At 52.4% G+C, this 17,969-nt stretch carries 19 protein-coding genes and 1 pseudogene; 5 read left to right on the top strand and 15 right to left on the bottom strand.

Annotated elements, in window-relative coordinates; translation table 11 throughout:
* Positions 1-7: 7 nt before the first annotated feature.
* The 9 genes and pseudogenes from BP727_RS07495 to BP727_RS07535 all read right to left on the bottom strand — a co-directional run bounded on the left by BP727_RS07495 (position 8) and on the right by BP727_RS07535 (position 7,493).
* Positions 8-1,738, bottom strand: a complete 1,731-nt coding sequence (locus BP727_RS07495; protein WP_013719978.1) for a V-type ATP synthase subunit A — start codon at positions 1,736-1,738, stop codon at positions 8-10.
* Complete coding sequence (locus BP727_RS07500; RefSeq protein ID WP_013719979.1) at positions 1,729-2,028, bottom strand: V-type ATP synthase subunit F; 300 nt, start codon at positions 2,026-2,028, stop codon at positions 1,729-1,731. The genes BP727_RS07495 and BP727_RS07500 overlap by 10 nt, the downstream gene beginning before the upstream one ends.
* 1 nt (position 2,029) lies before the next feature.
* Positions 2,030-3,079 (bottom strand): V-type ATP synthase subunit C, encoded by a 1,050-nt coding sequence (locus BP727_RS07505; RefSeq protein ID WP_048132365.1) that lies wholly within the window; start codon positions 3,077-3,079, stop codon positions 2,030-2,032.
* Between the two features lie 5 nt (positions 3,080-3,084).
* Positions 3,085-3,633, bottom strand: a complete 549-nt coding sequence (locus BP727_RS07510) for a V-type ATP synthase subunit E (RefSeq protein WP_013719981.1) — start codon at positions 3,631-3,633, stop codon at positions 3,085-3,087.
* A 28-nt stretch (positions 3,634-3,661) separates the two neighbouring features.
* The gene (locus tag BP727_RS07515) at positions 3,662-3,928 is read right to left on the bottom strand and encodes an ATP synthase C subunit, lipid-binding protein (RefSeq protein ID WP_013719982.1); all 267 of its coding nucleotides are present in this window, start codon (positions 3,926-3,928) and stop codon (positions 3,662-3,664) included.
* Between the two features lie 67 nt (positions 3,929-3,995).
* Complete coding sequence (locus BP727_RS07520; RefSeq protein ID WP_273271789.1) at positions 3,996-6,011, bottom strand: V-type ATP synthase subunit I; 2,016 nt, start codon at positions 6,009-6,011, stop codon at positions 3,996-3,998.
* A gap of 10 nt (positions 6,012-6,021) precedes the next feature.
* Positions 6,022-6,348, bottom strand: a complete 327-nt coding sequence (ahaH, locus tag BP727_RS07525; protein WP_013719984.1) for an ATP synthase archaeal subunit H — start codon at positions 6,346-6,348, stop codon at positions 6,022-6,024.
* 156 nt (positions 6,349-6,504) lie between these two features.
* Positions 6,505-7,217 (bottom strand): annotated as a pseudogene (locus BP727_RS07530) (RuBisCO large subunit C-terminal-like domain-containing protein).
* A gap of 54 nt (positions 7,218-7,271) precedes the next feature.
* Entirely contained in the window at positions 7,272-7,493 is a 222-nt protein-coding gene (locus BP727_RS07535; RefSeq protein ID WP_269798798.1) for a hypothetical protein, read from the bottom strand.
* Between the two features lie 363 nt (positions 7,494-7,856).
* On the opposite strand from BP727_RS07535, the gene BP727_RS07540 reads away from it, so the two are divergent.
* The 4 genes from BP727_RS07540 (at position 7,857) to BP727_RS07555 (ending at position 12,535) form a co-directional block, all read left to right on the top strand.
* Entirely contained in the window at positions 7,857-8,795 is a 939-nt protein-coding gene (locus tag BP727_RS07540; RefSeq protein ID WP_013719985.1) for a class 1 fructose-bisphosphatase, read from the top strand.
* Between the two features lie 54 nt (positions 8,796-8,849).
* Positions 8,850-10,244 carry a class II fructose-bisphosphate aldolase gene (locus BP727_RS07545; protein ID WP_013719986.1) on the top strand — a complete coding sequence of 465 codons (1,395 nt, stop codon included), beginning with the start codon at positions 8,850-8,852 and terminating at the stop codon, positions 10,242-10,244.
* Between the two features lie 216 nt (positions 10,245-10,460).
* Positions 10,461-11,576, top strand: a complete 1,116-nt coding sequence (gene fbp / locus BP727_RS07550) for a fructose-1,6-bisphosphate aldolase/phosphatase (protein WP_013719987.1) — start codon at positions 10,461-10,463, stop codon at positions 11,574-11,576.
* Positions 11,577-11,653: 77 nt separating this feature from the next.
* The gene (locus BP727_RS07555) at positions 11,654-12,535 is read left to right on the top strand and encodes a hypothetical protein (protein WP_273278371.1); all 882 of its coding nucleotides are present in this window, start codon (positions 11,654-11,656) and stop codon (positions 12,533-12,535) included.
* A gap of 90 nt (positions 12,536-12,625) precedes the next feature.
* Here the strand turns inward: BP727_RS07555 and BP727_RS07560 are convergent, their stop codons facing one another.
* The 5 genes from BP727_RS07560 to BP727_RS07580 form a co-directional block, all read right to left on the bottom strand.
* Positions 12,626-13,333, bottom strand: coding sequence for an ABC transporter ATP-binding protein (locus BP727_RS07560; RefSeq protein WP_286858129.1), 708 nt, complete (start codon positions 13,331-13,333; stop codon positions 12,626-12,628).
* 31 nt (positions 13,334-13,364) lie between these two features.
* Complete coding sequence (locus BP727_RS07565; RefSeq protein WP_013719993.1) at positions 13,365-14,525, bottom strand: ABC transporter permease; 1,161 nt, start codon at positions 14,523-14,525, stop codon at positions 13,365-13,367.
* Between the two features lie 2 nt (positions 14,526-14,527).
* The gene (locus tag BP727_RS07570; protein ID WP_013719994.1) at positions 14,528-15,694 is read right to left on the bottom strand and encodes an ABC transporter permease; all 1,167 of its coding nucleotides are present in this window, start codon (positions 15,692-15,694) and stop codon (positions 14,528-14,530) included.
* A gap of 1 nt (position 15,695) precedes the next feature.
* Positions 15,696-16,043: a hypothetical protein gene (locus tag BP727_RS07575; protein WP_013719995.1), complete on the bottom strand. Its 348-nt coding sequence runs from the start codon at positions 16,041-16,043 to the stop codon at positions 15,696-15,698.
* A gap of 66 nt (positions 16,044-16,109) precedes the next feature.
* Positions 16,110-16,724 (bottom strand): hypothetical protein, encoded by a 615-nt coding sequence (locus BP727_RS07580; RefSeq protein WP_286858132.1) that lies wholly within the window; start codon positions 16,722-16,724, stop codon positions 16,110-16,112.
* A gap of 187 nt (positions 16,725-16,911) precedes the next feature.
* Between BP727_RS07580 and BP727_RS07585 the strand changes: the two genes are divergently transcribed.
* A complete protein-coding gene (locus BP727_RS07585) occupies positions 16,912-17,466 on the top strand; it encodes a helix-turn-helix domain-containing protein (RefSeq protein ID WP_286858134.1) in 555 nt (184 codons plus the stop codon).
* Between the two features lie 141 nt (positions 17,467-17,607).
* Here BP727_RS07585 and BP727_RS07590 read toward each other — a convergent pair whose 3' ends face one another.
* On the bottom strand, positions 17,608-17,949 hold the full coding sequence (locus BP727_RS07590) for a hypothetical protein (protein WP_157863794.1): 342 nt from the start codon (positions 17,947-17,949) through the stop codon (positions 17,608-17,610).
* Positions 17,950-17,969: the final 20 nt, after the last annotated feature.

Here is a 17,969-nt window from a genome sequence, read left to right on the forward strand (position 1 = left end):
ACCCTCCTCACTTCAGCGCCTTAAACTCGGCATCCATCTGAGTCAGAACCTTTGCCAGTATGGGCTCATACTCAGCTTCCAGTCTTACCTTGGCCAGAGCATCCTTGGATGGAACAGATGTGATCTGCCCAACAGGTATGCCTTTCTGGACTGCCTCGAAGGCGTAGTCCCTGTACTTCAGGATGGCTTCCAACAGGTCGAACTGCTTCTTGTAGGGAGAGAAGGTATCAACCGGGTGGAATGCGCTCTGTGCCAGCCAGAAGTTGATGATCATCCTGGCTACTTCCAGTGTGACCTGCTGATCCTCAGGCAGCGCATCGGATCCTACGAGCATCACAATCTCTTCCAGCTCGGCGTTCTCCTGCAGTATAGCCATGGCCCGTCTCTTGTTCTTGTTCCAGTCAGCGCTGACGTTCTCTACGAACCAGGGCTCGAGGTCCAGGTCGTATAGCGAGTAGGAATCCAGCCAGTTGATGGACGGGAAGTGCCTGCGTTGTGTCAGCTTGGAGTCAAGAGCCCAGAATACCTTGACCATTCTCAGTGTGTTCTGAGTAACGGGCTCGGTGAAATCTCCGCCGGCCGGGGACACGGCGCCTACAATGCTAACGGAACCCTGTCCGCCATTTAAAACCTCGGCACGCCCGGCACGCTCATAGAAGTCGGCGAGTCTGGCACCCAGGTATGCGGGATATCCTTCCTCACCAGGCATCTCTTCCAGACGAGAGCCCATCTCTCTCATGGCCTCTGCCCACCGGGAGGTGGAGTCAGCGGTCATCAGCACATCGTAGCCCATATCTCTGTAATACTCTGAGGTGGTCATTCCTGTGTAAACAGAAGCCTCACGAGCAGCCACAGGCATGTTGGAGGTATTGGCGTAAACGATGGACCTCTCCATCAGAGGCCTGCCGGTTCTGGGATCCTGCAGCTCGGGGAACTCATGGAGCAGGTCGGCCATCTCATTGCCACGTTCGCCGCAGCCCACATAGACCACAATGTCGACATCTGCCCACTTGGACAGGGTCTGCTGCATAACCGTCTTTCCGGTGCCGAATCCGCCGGGAATGGCTGCCGTTCCGCCTTTGGCCAGGGAGAAGAATCCGTCTATGACCCTCTGTCCTGTTCTCAGAGGAATGGTGGGTGCCAGTTTTTCTGTAACTGGTCGGGCCTGTCTTACCGGCCACTTATGCATCATGAAGAGCTTGGTTCCGTCATCCAAGACCGCAATGGTCTCATCAACGGTGAAGTTTCCATCATAGATCTCTTTGATGGCACCGCCCTTTAGGTTGGGTGGGACCATGATCTTATGCTTGATAAGAAGTTGCTCTTGGACCTCGCCAATGGCCTGGCCGGGCTTGACCGTATCGCCCTTTTTCACTACGGACTTGAACTCCCACTTCTTCTTGTGGTCGATGCCGTCTACGAACAGACCCCGGCTGATGAAATCTCCCGATGCCTCTGCCAGCTTGGGTAGCGGCCTTTGAATACCGTCGTAAATCTGGGTCAGAATGCCTGGTCCCAGTTGTGCTACGAGAGGAGCGCCTGTCTCCTTGACGGGCTCGCCAGGCCTGACGCCGCCCGTATCCTCGTATACCTGAATGATATGTTTATTGCCGGAAATGCCGATGACCTCGCTCATCAGGCCTTCCTCGCCGACCAATACCAGGTCGTACATGGAAGCCTTCAGGCCAGTGGCCTGAACCAGTGGTCCGGCGACTCGCTTAATTTTCCCTACTTCCATAAATCAACACCTATTGCCCTTTTAATCTTCTCTCTCATCTCTGTGCTCTGCTCGGTTCCGATGGTAATCATGGTAGGCTTGATAGACTCGGATAACTGCTCCTGAAGCCTCTTGGGCAGCTTATTATAATCCGATTGCTTCAACACCAGAATTCCAACACTGGAATCGGCCATGACATCGCCAATCTTTGAGACCATCTCATCTTCCGTGTTGGCAGCATATGACTTCTTGACTCCTGCCAGATTGAACCCGAGGACACTCTCGCTTCCACCTACAAAAGCAATCTCCATTTTAGGCCACCACCACTTGTTCCTCTATGAGTTCAGAGGGGAGTCCAGCTTCCTTGCCCCTAACGATCTTTCTGATGTTGGAAACCTCTGTCTCTTTGCTCACCATATATCCGAGCACCGGCAGGATGGATAGCGGATGATAATTGGAAAGAGCCCATGCATACCGTATGAGATAAGCCTTTAACCTGGCTTCGACTCTGCTAACGGCGTCAAGATCTGATGTTGCGATATCGGATATTGACGACCAGAAGGGGTATCCCTCCAATCCGCGCAGAAACTCGCCAAAAGGCTGACCTGCCATGCGGGACAGCTCATCGTGCAGCTTTCCTCCAGGAATAAGGTTCTCCTGTATTACGGCTGCATCGATGCCTGCTTTGTTCATCCGGAAGAGAGTGATCAGATTCTTGATATCTATCTCCCTGCGAACGTATTTGAGCAGCAGTCCTCCTCCTACCGATAATGTGCCGCCTACAGCGCGTTCCATCCTGAAGTAATAGAGCTTGTCCAGTGCATTCTCCAGAGATGCAAGATTCTTGCCATCGTATTGTGCCAGAGCGCTGGCATAATCGGTGCCATCAAAGGCGGAGATGATATCCTGAATGCTATCCTTCTTCGCCAGCTCCTCGAGGTGCTCTGGGGATAGCTCGCCCGCAGGCACGAGATATTTCATGATCTCTGTGTCGGAGGCTCCCGAGAACTTTCCTCGCAGGAGTGTCTTGATGTTCCAGACATCCCAGCGCCTCAGATACTCCAGAATCAGGAATGATGGCTCGTCTATGGAGACTTCCGCCAGCTTCCTGAAGGTCTTCGCCATATTGTCGAATGTGGCGTGTTCTATCAGATCCACTCCGGAGTAATCCTTGGCGAGCGCGTCGATTTCCTCTTTGTACTGGGTCTCTTCCAGGTATCGTGCGATCTCTGACATCTCCATGTTCATCATGCGGGGATACATCTCCGCAGGAATGAGCTTGGTCTTCATCGCTCTGACTCTGCCCGTGATGTAAGCGTACTTCACCGGTAAACCGAACTTCGGCAAACGTAGTACAGGCATAGTCCTCACCCGAATAGTACCTTGGAAACCTCTTTCATGCGGTTATTAAAGACCTCACGCGCAAGAGTTTCATATGACAAATCGTAACGTAGAGCTCCATCACCGCTCTCAACCACAACGCCGCCGATGATATCCAGGTTCCCGCCGTAATTGGGGGCGAGAGAGGATAGGAAGGCCTCATCTCGCTTGTTGGAGTAGACCTTCATATCCTTGAGATCGTATGGCTCGAGCATCTTCTTAAGCATGGCCTCATTATCCTTCTTGGGAAGATTGGATATCTTCTCAAGGAGCTTCGTCCTTGCTTTCTCCAGGAGATCCTTGTGAACATTAAGCTCCGATCTCTTAACCTCGAGATTGGCGCTGGAGATCTCCCTGCGCTCGATAGCCTCTATGGCGTGTCCGACCTCAGACTCCTTCCTGGATTTGATTTCAGCGGCACGTTCCCTAGCTTCATTGAGTATTCTTGCAGCCTCAAGGTCCGCTTCGCTCGTTATCTGAGCGACCTTGTCCTTACTGGTTGCCAGAACCGACTCAACCACTGCATCTAGTGCCATTGCCTCTCACCCTTTGGAAATGGCCAGCTCAGGGTGTCACTATTGCAGAGAAGGGCGTCCAGGCGAACATCAGGATCAGCGATACAGCGAGGCCGAAGATGATCAGGGTCTCAGGCAGAAGCATGAGGAAAAGACCCTTACCCAGGAATCCAGGCTCCTCAGCCACTACACCAACCACAGCCGCTCCGATACCCTGCTCACCAACACCTGCACCGATGCCTGCTAATCCAGTAGCGAGGCCAGCGCCGACAGCTATCAATCCATACAGTATTCCCGCATCTGCTACAACTACCATTTTCCTCAATCCTCCTTTTTATGAATATTACAATCTGTGCTCATATTTCTAATTTCAAAGATCGCTTTCATGCCTTCAAGAACCTCCGGACATGTCCGAAGGGGCTATACTCCACTCCACCACCATGCGCGCTGTAGAATTTGGTGAACATCTCCACATAATGCAACCTGAGAGGATGCATGAAGGGAGAGAGAATTCCCAGCAGAATGTTGATGAAATGCACTGCTACCAATACCATTATGCCTACGATGATCGCAAGTATCGAGAAATCGGCACTGTTAGTCGCTCCACCGCTCAACATGGGCATTATGACATAGAACGATAGCTGGTTGGCAGCATATGCCAGACCTACCGAAGCCAAGCCAATGGCCAGAAGCCTAAGGTAGGATATCAGGTTGCTCACATAGGATGGCACGTGTGCCAGACCCATGGCGCCTTCCGGACCCATGACCATCATCACTATGGATAATACGATCACTGCGGCACCGATGTACACCATGATCATCTGTCCCATGACCAATCCAAGAAGCGCCACGGCGAAGAACACCTGGAAGAGCATCACAGGAAGCCGCTCGAAATAGGCATGCCTCTTCTCGCCATAGTTCAACTCCGTCTTGATTCCCAGAATGGATCCCACAGAACAATGGATCACGCCGATGAACAGACTCACGCCGATCAAAAGCAGAACAGCATTCGTTGCCAATCTATATAACGGGAAGATCCCCAACGGGCCAAGCCTTCCCAGCGGGCCGAAAGTTCCTTCGCCGAAGAACAAGCCCATCTCCTGAAGCTCAATCATCTCATGATGAGATAGCATTCCTACCATATAGTTCCACAGGCCAAGGGGCCCGAAGATCTCACCGTAGAATATGCCGAATATGACTGACCATACTCCCGCAATCATGACGATGTTGATCAGCTGCTGCCACCCTTCTGTCCTGAATCTCTTCTTTAGCAGAGTCAGAATCAGCAGGATCACAATGCCATAGCCTACGTCTCCCAGGATCATGCCGAACATGATCGGGAAGAAGACGAATATAAGCAGCGATGGATCGAACTCCTTGTACTCCGGAATGGCGAATAGCCTGGTGATCAACTCATATGGCTTGACAATGCTTGGATTGTCCATCTTGGTTGGAACGTCTTCGCCGCCTTTGACAAGGTCATCGGCCTCTTTGTCGGCTATCAATTGGACGTCCAGCTTTCCTCCAGCAGCACTCTCCAACTCGCTCTTCAGCCGGCCGTACTGATCGCTAGGAACCCAGCCGTCTATCACAAAGGCGTTGTCCGTCTCTGCGAACCTGAGAGGAGACTCAGTCTTGCTGACCTGCATCGACAGATACTCATCCGTCGCCAGCATCAGATCTTCATATTGCTTCTTCACATCGACAAGCTTCTTATGGAGAGGCGCTAGCTCGCCTTCCAGAGATTTTATGCTGCCATTGAGTGAAGCAATAGCTGAATCAACACTGCCTTCGAGCTTGGGAACGGACATCTCAGAGAAACCGTGCTCGGAAAGGACCGCAGATACCTCGCTGGCCTTTTCTGCAGGCACAAATACTGCCACATAAGTCGCATTCTTGGCGGTGCCGGTAAAGATCTCATTTACTGGAGAGACCCGGGCTACATCTGCATCCACAGGCGTAACAGCAGTGCCTACGAATGTCGCCAGAGAATCATAACCATGATAAGCTTCCAGGGGCAACGGCAATATGGATAACGGAGTTAAAGCCCTGATCTGATCCTGCTTGGACTTGATCTCTGCTTCTATAGCAACGATCCTCTCGTAGGTGGCAGTGACATCGCCCCCCACGTTATTGAGAAGATTGTCCATCTCGGATAGAACCTGTGACTCAGGATATGTCTTCTCAGGCGCCTTGTTCTTTATATCAAGGTACCTGGTGACCGATCTGAGCTTAATGAGGTTCTCAGAGTACTCCCTGGCTTTGCCTATGGGCTTTCCCAATGCAAATTCAGGCTGGTTGCCATTGTAATTCACAATGTGCAATAAGCGCAACTCATGCAGCTTTTCTACTACTGGAGATATTACGTCCTTTGACCCGGCTACGACCACACGACTCATATTAACGGGCCTAAGCATGTAACGACCCCATAAACTCCTTTAGCAAATATTCAACTGCTTTGTCCAGCTTGGCACTGGCGCTGCCGCTCATTGAGGCGACGTTTTTATCGCCACTCTGGATGATTGACTGCTTCTTTGCCTTTACATCGCTCTCTGCTTTGGCAACGCTCTTGTCATAGTAGTCCTGTGCATCAATCTCGGCGGATTTGACGAGGTTCATTGCTTCGGTAGTGGCAGCGGCTATTTTTTTCTCCTTCTCCTCCAGAGCCTGCTGGACTGCAGCCCTGGATTGGGCCTCTGCCGATTTGATTTTCGATAAGATTTCGTCTCTAGCCATCTGATCCCTCTACATATTCCCTCACTACACCACTCCTGTTTTTCAAACAGCGCTACATCACTTTTGGCTCGTGATAAACGCTCTTTTGCATCCTCATCTACCAATATAAACTCTTCGGTTTTGGTTTGAAGAGAGGAGGGGCCATTGCCTCATCGCTTAACATCCCCAAAATTTCAGAGCAACTTCCAGCTCTTTGTGGTCTTTTGCATATTCTTTTAAGTCAATATGCTTTAACCAGGCCTCTGTCGCCTGCACCATTGCCCGCGCTCCAGCGGTGGTACCATCCGGATGGCCGTGGACGCCGCCCCCTGCCTGGACGATGCAGTCTATGCCATAGCCATCCAGGTTCCCGTGGACCTTTGCTGGATAGATCCCGCCCGAGGCCACGGGGAAGAACCTCTTATAGCTACCCATTCCTCTCGCAGAGCGTCGCGGCACAGGTCGTTCTCCTCCCTCTCAAGAGACATCTTGCCCATGCAGCTTCCGGTATGCAGGTTAGTGCCTCCCACCATGCGCACCAGCTTGGCTATGACCAGCATGGAGATGCCGTGGCTCTTGTCCCTGGCAGAGGCGCCTTGCAAGGTTCTGTGCACATGTATGGGGACGTTCAGGTTCTGGGAAAGGGGCTCAAGGGAGGAGAAGCCTGCGGGGAGGACATCGATCATGACCATATTGGCCCCATGGTCCACTGCTTCTTCCGCCCGCTCCAGGATTCTGTCCGCCCCAGCGGTGACACTTACTGCATAGAAGGCCTTCTTGCCCGTCTCCTTCTCCACCCGGCCCAGAGCGGACATGACCGCCTCCAGCCTGAGAATAAGGGGGCAAAAGCCCTGATCGGTGAGGGCCTCGTCGTCCTTGACCAGGCCCATCCTGGGCTTGACGATGGTGCCGACGAGGGGCTGGTCGTAGACGCCCAGAATCCTTCATGCATCCTCTATCCCGAACCGGGGACCCTTATGCGCCCGGATTATGCTCTGAGGAAAGATGACATCCTGCAGGCGCACCTTCTTGAGGTTTCCTGCCACCACCGAGAGGTACTGGGGGACGTTTCCCGGCTCGAAGAGATCATCGGGAAATGCGATCTCGACCTCACTGCCCTGAACGGATATCACCCGCGCGGCCAACGGATTGTCCTGGCCCCGCACATCGGTCCAGTTGCCGGTCGGCTGCTCGGCAGCAATGGCCTCCGCCGCCTTTTAGATGGGAAGGTCGGTTTCAACATGATATTTTGCAGCAAGTTCCATTACCGCTCCTGGCATCAATCATAGCCACCCATCAGACCGAGCAAGATCGTTCGCTATTAATAGCATTAGGCTTCATTGGCCGACTCCGCAGATAGATATCTCTGGCAAATACAAGTACTTCTGCAAAGATACCGAGAATTTGCGATTCACATTCATCAAAAAACGGCAATTAGAGAATCGATAATACATTTTTTTCAGTATGGGGCAACATCTTTATTATCGAGGAAAAACTTGCAGACTGCTAAAAGATATCGAGGAGAATCCATGGTTGACGGCATAAATAATCATACTCGATTTATCGTTGATCTGAGGCGGCACATGTGGATGAGTGGCATCGAGGTGGAACTGCGGCGGCTCATCTGGCAGATTGCTGTTGTTGGCAAGTATATCTCTGCAAAGATCCACGAATCAAACCGAAAGCTGGCCGGCTTCAAAAACGTTTATGGCGAGGACCAACTGGCGCTGGACCGCATCTCCGACGACATATTGAAAAATATGCTGCGGAACTCCGGATTTGTCCGCGAGTATGCCTCCGAGGAGCAGGAGGATATCATCACCATCGGTCAAGGGCAGGAACAGTATATTGTCACCGCTGATCCAGTGGACGGCTCTTCCCTGGTGGATACCAATCTGGCCATTGGGACGATCATCGGCATCCACAGAAATTCAATATTCGACTGCGGCAAAAATTCGATGGTCGCCGCTCTTTATATCACCTACGGCCCGCTCATCACCATGATCTACTCTGCAGGAAAGGGCGTGCATGAGTTCGTATTGGATCGCGAAGGAGAGTATGTCCTGTCCGAGGAGAATATCAGGCTCAATGAGAGAGGATCCATCTTTTCCCCTGGCGGTCTGCGCAAAGACTGGACGGACAGCCATCATAGGTATATCGATAAGCTGGAGGCAGATGGCTACAAGCTGCGCTATAGCGGTGGTTTCGTCCCCGATATTAATCAGGTCATCATCAAGAGGGGAGGGTTGTTCACCTATCCGGCACTGAAAAAATCGCCTCAGGGAAAGCTGCGGTTGCTGTTTGAGCTTCAGCCCATGGCCTTTATTGTGGAGCAGGCAGGAGGCATGGCAACTGATGGGAAAGACGATATACTATCCCTCAAAGTGAATTCAGTTAATCAGCGCTCGCCCATCTATATCGGTTCGAGGACGGAAGTGACCATGGCGAGAGAATTCCTGTCGCAGTAAATGAGTTATAATTAACATATAAATAATAAATACATTAGAGGGAAAGGTGCAGCAATGATTTACCAGAATGAAGATCAGCTGAAAAGGGGATGCGAATCCATACTCACCTGTCAAGAGGGTGATGTTCGCGTCCTGAATGAGCCCAGTTTTAGAGAAAAGCTAATCGATGATTTGATCTATACTGCCGTCTTCAGCCCCGACCCGGCTATTCAAGAAGCAGCGGCATATCTGATTCGTCGGGGCGCTGCCAGTATGGGAATTTTGCCTGCATCGATCCAATCCCTGTATGAGGCCATGGGCAGAAAAGAGGTCAGCGGGTTTACCGTTCCAGCGATAAATATCCGGGGCATCACTTACCACGTGGCGCAAGCGGTATTCAGGGCGTCAATGAAAGGCAATGTTGGTCCGGTCATTTTCGAAATCGCCCGTTCGGAGATAGGCTATACCAAGCAAAGGCCGCGGGAGTATGCCTGTGCCGTATTGGCGGCAGCGATCAAATCCGGATGGCGGGGCCCGGTCTTCCTGCAGGGCGATCATTTTCAGATAAACGCCAAAAAGTTCGCCGCGGACGGGGAAAAGGAGACCCAGTCGGTCAAGGATTTGATCCGGGAAGCCATCCAGGCCGGCTTTTACAATATCGACATCGATACCTCCACCCTGGTTGATCTATCTAAGGCCACCATCAAAGATCAGCAGAGATTGAACTACACCTTGGCGGCGGAGCTGACTGCCTTGATTCGCGATCTGGAGCCGGAAGGCATAACCGTCTCCGTGGGTGGGGAGATCGGTGAGGTTGGCGGCAAAAACAGCACAGTCGAGGAGCTGCAGACATTCATGGACGGCTACCTGGAAGAGCTCAAAAAGCGTGGACCGGCTTTAAAGGGAATCAGCAAGATCAGCGTGCAGACCGGGACGACCCATGGCGGCGTGCCCCTGGCCGACGGCACAGTGGCTAAGGTTAAGATCGATTTTGAGGTGCTGGAGAAGCTCTCGGAGACCGCCCGCGCCGAATACGGCCTCTCAGGGGCGGTTCAGCACGGGGCATCAACCCTTCCAGATGAGGCTTTTGATCGCTTTCCAGCTACCGGAACGGCCGAGATTCACCTGGCGACAGGCTTTCAGAACATAATCTATGATAGCAGGAGCTTCCCTGGCCAGCTGCGGTCTAAGATCTATGATCACCTGCGGGGAGAATTGAAAGGAGAATGGAAGGAAAAGGATACGGAAGAGCAGTTCATCTATAAGACCCGCAAGAAGGGCTTCGGACCGTTCAAGCCTGAGCTGTGGCAGCTGCCGACTGACGTCCGGGATGAGATCTGCGCAGAACTGGAAGGCAAATTCGCCTTTTTATTCGATAAGCTCATGGTTATGGGCACCCGGCCAGTGCTGGATCAATTCATCAAGCCTGCGGATGTGCCGCTGGAAATGCCGAAGATGCTGAAGGGCTAAAAGTTATCAATTAAGCAATGCCGGCATAAATGCGGCTGTGTTGGAGAACATCAGGAATGATCTGGGGAACTCCCAGACGCTCTCTTTTCAGGAGATCCCGCATTAGAGATTTTGGTCCACAAAGATTTATGACCATAAAGGCCATAATATATCGTATCTATTAGAGATAATAGTGATAAATACGCCGTTCTCCAGGGAGCGTCAGGTGGGATTGATATGACAAAGATAACTATAAGCTTAATAAAAGCCGATGTAGGCGGCTATCCCGGCCACTGTTCGGTCCATCCAGAATTGATCAAGACTGCGGAGGAGAAGCTGGAAGAGGCCAAAAAGTCCGGCTGTCTGGTGGACTACAGGGTTATGGCCTGCGGCGACGATCTGGAGCTGCTCATGAGCCACAGGACGGGCTGCGACTGCGGCGACATCCACGGCCTAGCCTGGGAGACATTCGAGGCAGCCACTGAGACGGCCAAGGGCCTCAAGCTTTATGGCTATGGCCAGGACCTGCTGGCGGACGCCTTCTCCGGAAACATCAAGGGCATGGGTCCAGGGGTTGCGGAGATGGAGATAACCGAGCGCACGGCAGAGCCCATCATCGCTTTTATGATGGACAAGACCGAGCCCGGAGCCTTCAATCTCCCCATCTTCAAGATGTTTGCCGATCCATTCAACACCGCCGGGCTGATAATAGATCCCTCCTTCCATCACGGCTTCACTTTTGAGGTCTGGGATATCCTAGAGCACAAGAAGGTCCTCATGAACTGCCCGGAGGAGATGTACGATATGCTGGCGCTGATCGGTGCCAAGAGCCGATATGTGATCAAGAGAGTCTTTGCCAAGCCCGGCAGCAAGATACCCCAGAGTGAGCCGGTGGCGGTGATCAGCACTGAGAAGCTCTACCAGACCGCTGGCAAGTATGTGGGCAAGGACGATCCCGTGGCCTTAGTGAGGTCGCAGTCCGGCCTGCCCGCGCTGGGCGAGGTGCTCGAGCCCTTCTCCATCGGGCACCTGGTGAGCGGATGGATGCGGGGCAGCCACAACGGGCCACTTATGCCCTGCTCATTTGATACCGCTCATCCCACCAGGTTCGACGGCCCGCCACGGGTGATAGCCGCCGGATTCCAGCTAGCCGAGGGGAAGTTCGTGGGGCCGGTGGATCTCTTCAATGACCTGGCCTTCGACCGCGTCCGGCAGAGGTGTCTGGAGATCACCGATTACATGAGGGCGCACGGCCCCTTCGAGCCGCACCGGCTGCCCATGGAGGAAATGGAGTATACCACCCTGCCTCATGTAATGGATTGCCTGAGAGATCGGTTCGTGGATACGGAGTAATTTTGTTGGGACAACGCGCATGGGTGTTATCCGCGGAGGAGCATAAAGCCAAATATTTGTAGCTTTATGAATCTGCCATGAACCTTCCAGATGACGACAGGAGGCTATTTCTGAAGCTGTACCATTCACTATTGCTTTATGTAAATAACAAACACAAGATTCTGAAGGACTTTCAGAGTCCTGAGGATCTCTTCAAGGAGGCTCTGGAGGACATTGAGAAGCTCAAAGAGAAGCTCTACTCCAAGCCCGATCAGATCGATTCATTTGTGCGGGAGAATCCTCAGGGCTTTTCAGCAGAAGAGCTGGAGATCATATCCAGCTGGCAACATTTCGTGAAAGGCAGATTCTACATCGTCCGATTTCTCAAGGATCATGCAGTCTTCATGAATGAAGGCCGTTCACCCAAGGCTTACGGCGTTAAGGGACTGGCCATGCAGTGGGAGCTGATCGGCAATCTGCCCAGAATCGTCCAAGCCACCCTTCTGCCCTTTAAAGGAAAGATCATCTTCGATGGCTCATTCAGCTGCTACAATATATTTTTCGGTTCAGGGATGAAAAGCAGCATCAACGACAGCTTCCGCCAGGCTAAAGCGAGCTATGGAATTATAACCTCGCTGCCTTTCTCACCCAAGGATGCCGCCCCCAGCGATGCAGAGAGGCTGAGGGCATTTCTGCGGTCCCAGGAGAGCAGAGACATTCACTGGCAGGAGATTGAGGAGCTGCTCAGTAAAAAACCAGAGCTATTGCCCATATACAGCGAGGAGATGGGCAGGGTCCAGGCAAGAAAGTATCGAAAGAAGCTTAAAGATATCGGCATTAACGAAGGCTGGTTTGCCATAATCGAAGGGATAATAATCGCCGGCGGGCAGGATCAAAAGGAGGTGGAAAAAATAGCATATTCACTCCTCCCGGAGGAGAAGAGAAAGCTCGTCCACATATTCCACCTGAAGAGAAAATAGACCCGCTCCTCGAAAGGCCCGAAGCAGCTTTTCACTCTGCCCACCCAATATTTTAGGCAGGAGTAGTTTGCTTTTGCAGCTTCTTTCATCTCACAGGCACTCTACAAATCCGCCGTTCTCTCTGCGCATCTCGCTCACTATCCTCCCGTCAACCAGCCGGAGGATTCGATCGGTTTTCTGAGCCATGCTCATATCATGTGTCACCAGGATGAAGGTCTGTTTTATCTCCCGGTTCAGCTTTCTCAGCAGCTCATAGACCATCTCCGAGCTCTTGGTGTCCAGGTTCCCAGTGGGCTCGTCGCCGATCACGATAGATGGCCTGTTAGCCAGGGCCCGGGCTACAGCCACTCTCTGGCTCTGGCCTCCCGACAGCTCGCTTGGTTTGTGGTTCAGCCGTTCCACGAGCCCCATCTCCCGCAATAGCTCCTCGCTCCTATGGCGAGCTGCTTTTTTGTCTTCCCCGGCAATGAGCTGAGGAATCATGACGTTCTCCAGCGCAGTGAACTCCGGCAAGAGATGATGATACTGGAAGATGAATCCCAGTTCCTTGTTTCGAAGCCGGGACCTCTCCAGGGAGCTGGATTGCGACACTTCCCTGCCCTTCAGCCATATCTCGCCTCCCGATGGCTTATCCAGCAGCCCAAGCATGTTCAGCAGAGTGGACTTGCCGCTGCCGCTGGGACCGGTTATGGAGAGGAACTCCCCCTCCAGGATCGTCAGGTCGACATCGTCCAGAGCCAGCAACTCCACGCCGTTTCCGAAGACCTTTCTCAACTTATTGGCGACGATTATGTTCATGATATCATTCTCCTGAAAATTAACACTAAATTTAAGCCGAGGCTATGGCCTCGACCGGATCCATTCGAGATGCCTTATAGGCAGGATACAGTCCCGCTGCCAGATCCACCATCATGGCAAAAGCTACGGCATAGGCGAAGATCTCGGGGCTTAAGAGGATGCTCATCCTGGAAGCGGCATAGACCTCAGCGGGGATCTCAATCGGAAATGCCTCGATCAGCTTGGCAGCTACATAAGCCAAAAGGCATCCCAGAGCGGCTGATGGAGGACCGAGGATCAGGCTCTCGGCCATAAAGATCTTGATTATAGATCCTCTGTTGGCACCGATGGCCATGAGGATGCCAATTTCTCTGGTCCTGCGGGAGATGGTCATAATCATGGTGTTGACCACGCCAAATCCGGAGATGACGAATATGAGCAGGTAAAAGAGGTAAGTGAAAAACCTCTGTGTATCCAGGAGATTCAGGAGGTTCCGGCTCTTATCCTGCCAGCTCTGGGCCTTATAGAAACTGTCCCGGCTCAACCCGGAAGCGATGGCTGGGGCCTCATAGAGATCTGATGTTTTAATCCCAATCTCAGAGACTACATCTCCTTCTCCCATCAGCCTCTGAGCAGTCTCCAGGGGAAGGTACACTAGCGACTCATCAGCTCCGGTTCCCGTCCGGATGTAGCCTGCTGGGGTTACCTTTAAAGACACTCCCTTGCGAACCAGGTAAAAACCATCCCCAGGCTTCAGCTTCAGATCTTCTGCCAGCTTGGCTCCAACGATGGCCGAATGCTTCTTGAAAGCCAGATCATTGAAATCGCCCCAGACCAGGTCGCTTTGCACACCCAGGAGAGGATCTTCAAGCAGCGGGTCGATGCCTATGATGGAGACTCCTTTCACCTGTTCTCTGTACTTGGCCGCAGCCATCCCCAAGAGCCTGGGCGAGACCGCCTCAACCCCGGAATAGCCCCAGATCACGCTTGAGAGCGTCTTGTAGAGGTGGATATAGTCTTCACCCTCCTTCGGCTCAACCGTCAGGTAGGGGCTGTTCTCCACTGTGCTGCTGATGATCTCCTCCCTGTAACTCTCCATGAGCCCCATCATAGCTGCTATAACCATCACAGCCAGGGCCACAGCGAGGACGGGGAAGAGCACCATCCTGGGGCTGGCTGTGATATGCCTCCAGGCAATGATAAGCTCAAACATCTCTATCCCCTCAGGGACTCTACCGGGTCCAGCTTCGAGGCTATATGTGCAGGATAGATCCCGGCCGCAAGGCTCAGAATCAGCGCTATTAATGAGAGCGTGACCATATCCTGATAGGAGAGGATTACGGGCAGATCGACCATGCCGCCGGTGGGCATCTCGATCTGAAGGCTTCGAAGCCTGATGGCTAAAACGAGGCTCATGGCGCAGCCAAGCAAGGCCCCCATGAGGCCGAGAAGGCCGCTCTCCAGGAGGAAGATCTTCCTGATATGAGAGCTATCAGCCCCTGCTGCCATCAGCATCCCTATCTCCCGTGTCTTTTCAAGGACCAGCATATTCATGATGCTGGCTATTCCGAAGGTGGCGATGACCATGATCAAAAGCAGGGTGATCATGTTAGAGGCCTTCTCATAGGCCAGGCTTTCCACGATTTCAGGATTGGATTCCTGCCATACCTGGACCTCGTACCTATCCGAAGAGATCTGCCCAGCCACGGCTTGGGCTTGGTCGATGTCATTCAGTTTGATATCGATTTGGGTCACTACATTCCCTTCGTTCAAAAACACCTGAGCAGTCTCCAGGGATACGTAGGATGTCTTCTCATCGACGGAGGCATAACCAGTATCGAAGATCCCCGATACTGTGAGGTTGAGGTCCCTGGCATCGGGAAAGTCAGCGTGCACCGTATCTCCCAGCTTCATGTCGAGCTTCTCTGCCAAAGATCTGCCCAGGAGGATCTTTTTTCCTCCAATGATGGAGTTCAGGTCTCCCTGCACCATGCTCTCACTTATCTTGCTGATCTTATCGGCCTCGAAAGGCAGAACTCCAAGCATTGCAGCATTTGCGACCTTGTCTTCGTGGGTGAAGGTCGCGGTGGCCGCCAGGACCGGTGAGACCCCTACTACCCCCTCCAGGCCCCAGACGCCATCTATGACATTCTGATAGAGGTTGAGGTAGTTCTCTCCGTCTATGGGCTTGATGATTATATGAGGGAGGCTCTTGAATACTATATCCAGCATGTAATCGGAGAAGCCGTTTTGAACTGCTATGATCAGGAGGGATACGGCCACCGCCATTCCAACAGCTGTTATGGCCAGAGCTGCTTGCCGCTTGCGGTAAGTTATATGTCTCATGGCCACGAAGATCTCGAATGAAGAGAAGGCCAGCATCTCAGCGCCTCCCGCGGATTACATAAATGATCCCTGCAAAAGCGACCAGGCCAAGCAGGCCTAAGATCATGCTCGAGGATGAGTCTTTGGGCGTTTCTGTCTTGACGGCGGTCAGATTAGTCCTGGCCTTTGCCTCGATCACCCTCTCAGTAAAGTCTATCAGATCTCCTTCTGTACCCAAGAGCTGGATTTTCAGCTGGTATATCCCGGGGTTCAGGGTCTTGTTCCAGGATACTTCAATCGTCTCGTCATCTCCTTTGAGAAGAACGGGGGTCTTCTTCTCCAGAGTAGCGAGGGACCTTTCATCCTGCGAGAGGAGAAACCTCAGGAAACCGTGAAAGGGAGTCATGGATTTCCCCAGAATCGTGGCGCTGGCACCTGTCTCGTCCTCATAAGTGTCGGTAATCCTCGCATCCTACCGGGCCAGAAAGGAGCTCATGAAGGCTCGGGTCTGACCGGTCTCCTTTTCTACGATCTTAATCCGACCCGAGTATTGCTCGCCCCTCACAAGAAGCTGCTTCCAGTCAAAATCGATATTGCGAATGCCGTCTGATATGGAAACGGGGCTTTCGCGAGCGACATATAGGGCTTTTCCATCTTTAATGAGCATGTGATAGATATCCACTATCGCCAGGTCCGGAGAATAGATCAGAAGATGAACCCCGCTGCTGTCTGCTTGATAGTCCCTTACATCGAACTTCACCGGAACCCGCCCACCATGGTGAAAGTCAATGCTCTTCTCTGATAGGAGAGATCCATTCCGGAAAAGCGTCGCCCGGGCGCTGTAGGATCCCTCCGTCGAGGGCATTTTGTCCCATCTCGCTACCCAGGTTCCCGGACCGTCCAGAGCTAGGGTCCTGGACTGCAATACCTTCCCTGAGGAGAAGAGCTCTAGCTTGAGCAGATCGCCCGCTCCTGTTCCAGCAACAGTCACATCGCAGGACTGGAGGTCGGAGTAGAGGTCAACGACCTCCTGCCTAAAGCGGGCAAAAGGAGAAGGCTTGAAGCCATGAGGATAAAGAACGCGCACTTCATGGCCGTTATAGAATCTACCTGGCGGATAATTAGCTTGTGCCGTTCATGTGGGGTACTTTTTATACCTGGTAGAGAATCAAGTCTTTATGAGAAAGGCGACAGTGGAGTTGGTTCCGCATCCTTTTTTGAAGGATCTGCTGCATGATTTTTTTGAGAAGATAGAATACGCCGAAATCTTGCAGATGATCCACCTCGATTTTGATAGAGACATCAAGACGGCTATAGTCAGGTGTATTATGAGGGATGGATACTCCCCGGAAGACCTGCCCTATCCGCCAGGCATTGAAGTAATGGATGTCTTAAAGGTTGACGGAAAAGAGGCCATATGTCTGATGAGGGGAAAGGTGTCAGATAAGCTAAAGTTCGTGTATAAAGAGCTTGACCTGGAACTGGTCTGGGATCAGCCCACCTATTCCACCTCCGAGAAGCTCGTCTATACCGTCATAGGCGACCAGCCGAACCTGAAGAGATTCTTCGAGAGAATCAGATTGATGGGAGAAATTAAAAGCATCAGCTGCCAGAGGGCAAGCTATCAGCATTATGATGTCTTATCCTGCCTTACCAACAGGCAACGAGATATCCTCATCAAGGCCAAGAAGGGCGGCTACTATGATTACCCCAGGCGGATCAACGCAGACCAGCTCGCAGAGAGGCTGGGGATCGGCAAGTCTGCGACCGTAGAGCACCTGCGCAAGGCTGAAGGGCGAATCATATCGCACATCTTTTCCGGATACTGAAACGAAGGTGATTTATCGACAGCGTATTGCCATAACAGTTTTGATCTTCTAGATCGCATAGCGTCATGATCGGTCACAGAGTAGAAGATGTCGCAGGAGTTTTGGTATGCGGTCTTCGTCTCAGGCAGACCACGCACCAAATCACGAGTGCGACGTGAAGCAATAAACGAAGGCACTATTATACAGCAGCATAGCTATAATCAGTCCCCTCGCAGCCACGCTATAAACATCGTTTCGAGCCAGCCAATATGCAGCGCTAAGGGAAAGCAGCGCCACCCCAGCTCCACGAGCAATGCTAAACGCCACCGGCGTATCTGGGGGCGCACCCAGTAGCATAAAAATCGATGCCGAAGGCAGCAGCACCAAGGCTGCCCCAGCCATTCCTTCAAGAATTGCCGATACGATCAGAAGACGTCTCATATAGCTGATTTCTAATCCCGCCCTCGCATTTATTCGCCGCAGCGAACGCATTTTCATTGCCATCAACGTGGAAATCCGGCAAT

This window comes from Methanosaeta sp. UBA356, from assembly GCF_002496465.1.
In the GTDB taxonomy this organism is placed as follows: domain Archaea; phylum Halobacteriota; class Methanosarcinia; order Methanotrichales; family Methanotrichaceae; genus Methanothrix; species Methanothrix soehngenii.

Bases quoted from the DNA above. Each gene is read 5' to 3' on its own strand.
- BP727_RS07565 (WP_013719993.1), bottom strand. From the start codon at position 14,525: ATGTTTGAGCTTATCATTGCCTGGAGGCATATCACAGCCAGCCCCAGG.
- BP727_RS07545 (WP_013719986.1), top strand. From the start codon at position 8,850: ATGATTTACCAGAATGAAGATCAGCTGAAAAGGGGATGCGAATCCATA.
- BP727_RS07520 (WP_273271789.1), bottom strand. From the start codon at position 6,011: ATGAGTCGTGTGGTCGTAGCCGGGTCAAAGGACGTAATATCTCCAGTA.
- BP727_RS07590 (WP_157863794.1), bottom strand. From the start codon at position 17,949: ATGGCAATGAAAATGCGTTCGCTGCGGCGAATAAATGCGAGGGCGGGA.
- fbp (WP_013719987.1), top strand. From the start codon at position 10,461: ATGACAAAGATAACTATAAGCTTAATAAAAGCCGATGTAGGCGGCTAT.
- BP727_RS07500 (WP_013719979.1), bottom strand. From the start codon at position 2,028: ATGGAGATTGCTTTTGTAGGTGGAAGCGAGAGTGTCCTCGGGTTCAAT.
- BP727_RS07510 (WP_013719981.1), bottom strand. From the start codon at position 3,633: ATGGCACTAGATGCAGTGGTTGAGTCGGTTCTGGCAACCAGTAAGGAC.
- BP727_RS07585 (WP_286858134.1), top strand. From the start codon at position 16,912: ATGATCCACCTCGATTTTGATAGAGACATCAAGACGGCTATAGTCAGG.
- BP727_RS07555 (WP_273278371.1), top strand. From the start codon at position 11,654: ATGAACCTTCCAGATGACGACAGGAGGCTATTTCTGAAGCTGTACCAT.
- BP727_RS07495 (WP_013719978.1), bottom strand. From the start codon at position 1,738: ATGGAAGTAGGGAAAATTAAGCGAGTCGCCGGACCACTGGTTCAGGCC.
- BP727_RS07540 (WP_013719985.1), top strand. From the start codon at position 7,857: ATGGTTGACGGCATAAATAATCATACTCGATTTATCGTTGATCTGAGG.
- BP727_RS07515 (WP_013719982.1), bottom strand. From the start codon at position 3,928: ATGGTAGTTGTAGCAGATGCGGGAATACTGTATGGATTGATAGCTGTC.
- ahaH (WP_013719984.1), bottom strand. From the start codon at position 6,348: ATGGCTAGAGACGAAATCTTATCGAAAATCAAATCGGCAGAGGCCCAA.
- BP727_RS07570 (WP_013719994.1), bottom strand. From the start codon at position 15,694: ATGCTGGCCTTCTCTTCATTCGAGATCTTCGTGGCCATGAGACATATA.
- BP727_RS07560 (WP_286858129.1), bottom strand. From the start codon at position 13,333: ATGAACATAATCGTCGCCAATAAGTTGAGAAAGGTCTTCGGAAACGGC.
- BP727_RS07575 (WP_013719995.1), bottom strand. From the start codon at position 16,043: ATGACTCCCTTTCACGGTTTCCTGAGGTTTCTCCTCTCGCAGGATGAA.
- BP727_RS07505 (WP_048132365.1), bottom strand. From the start codon at position 3,079: ATGCCTGTACTACGTTTGCCGAAGTTCGGTTTACCGGTGAAGTACGCT.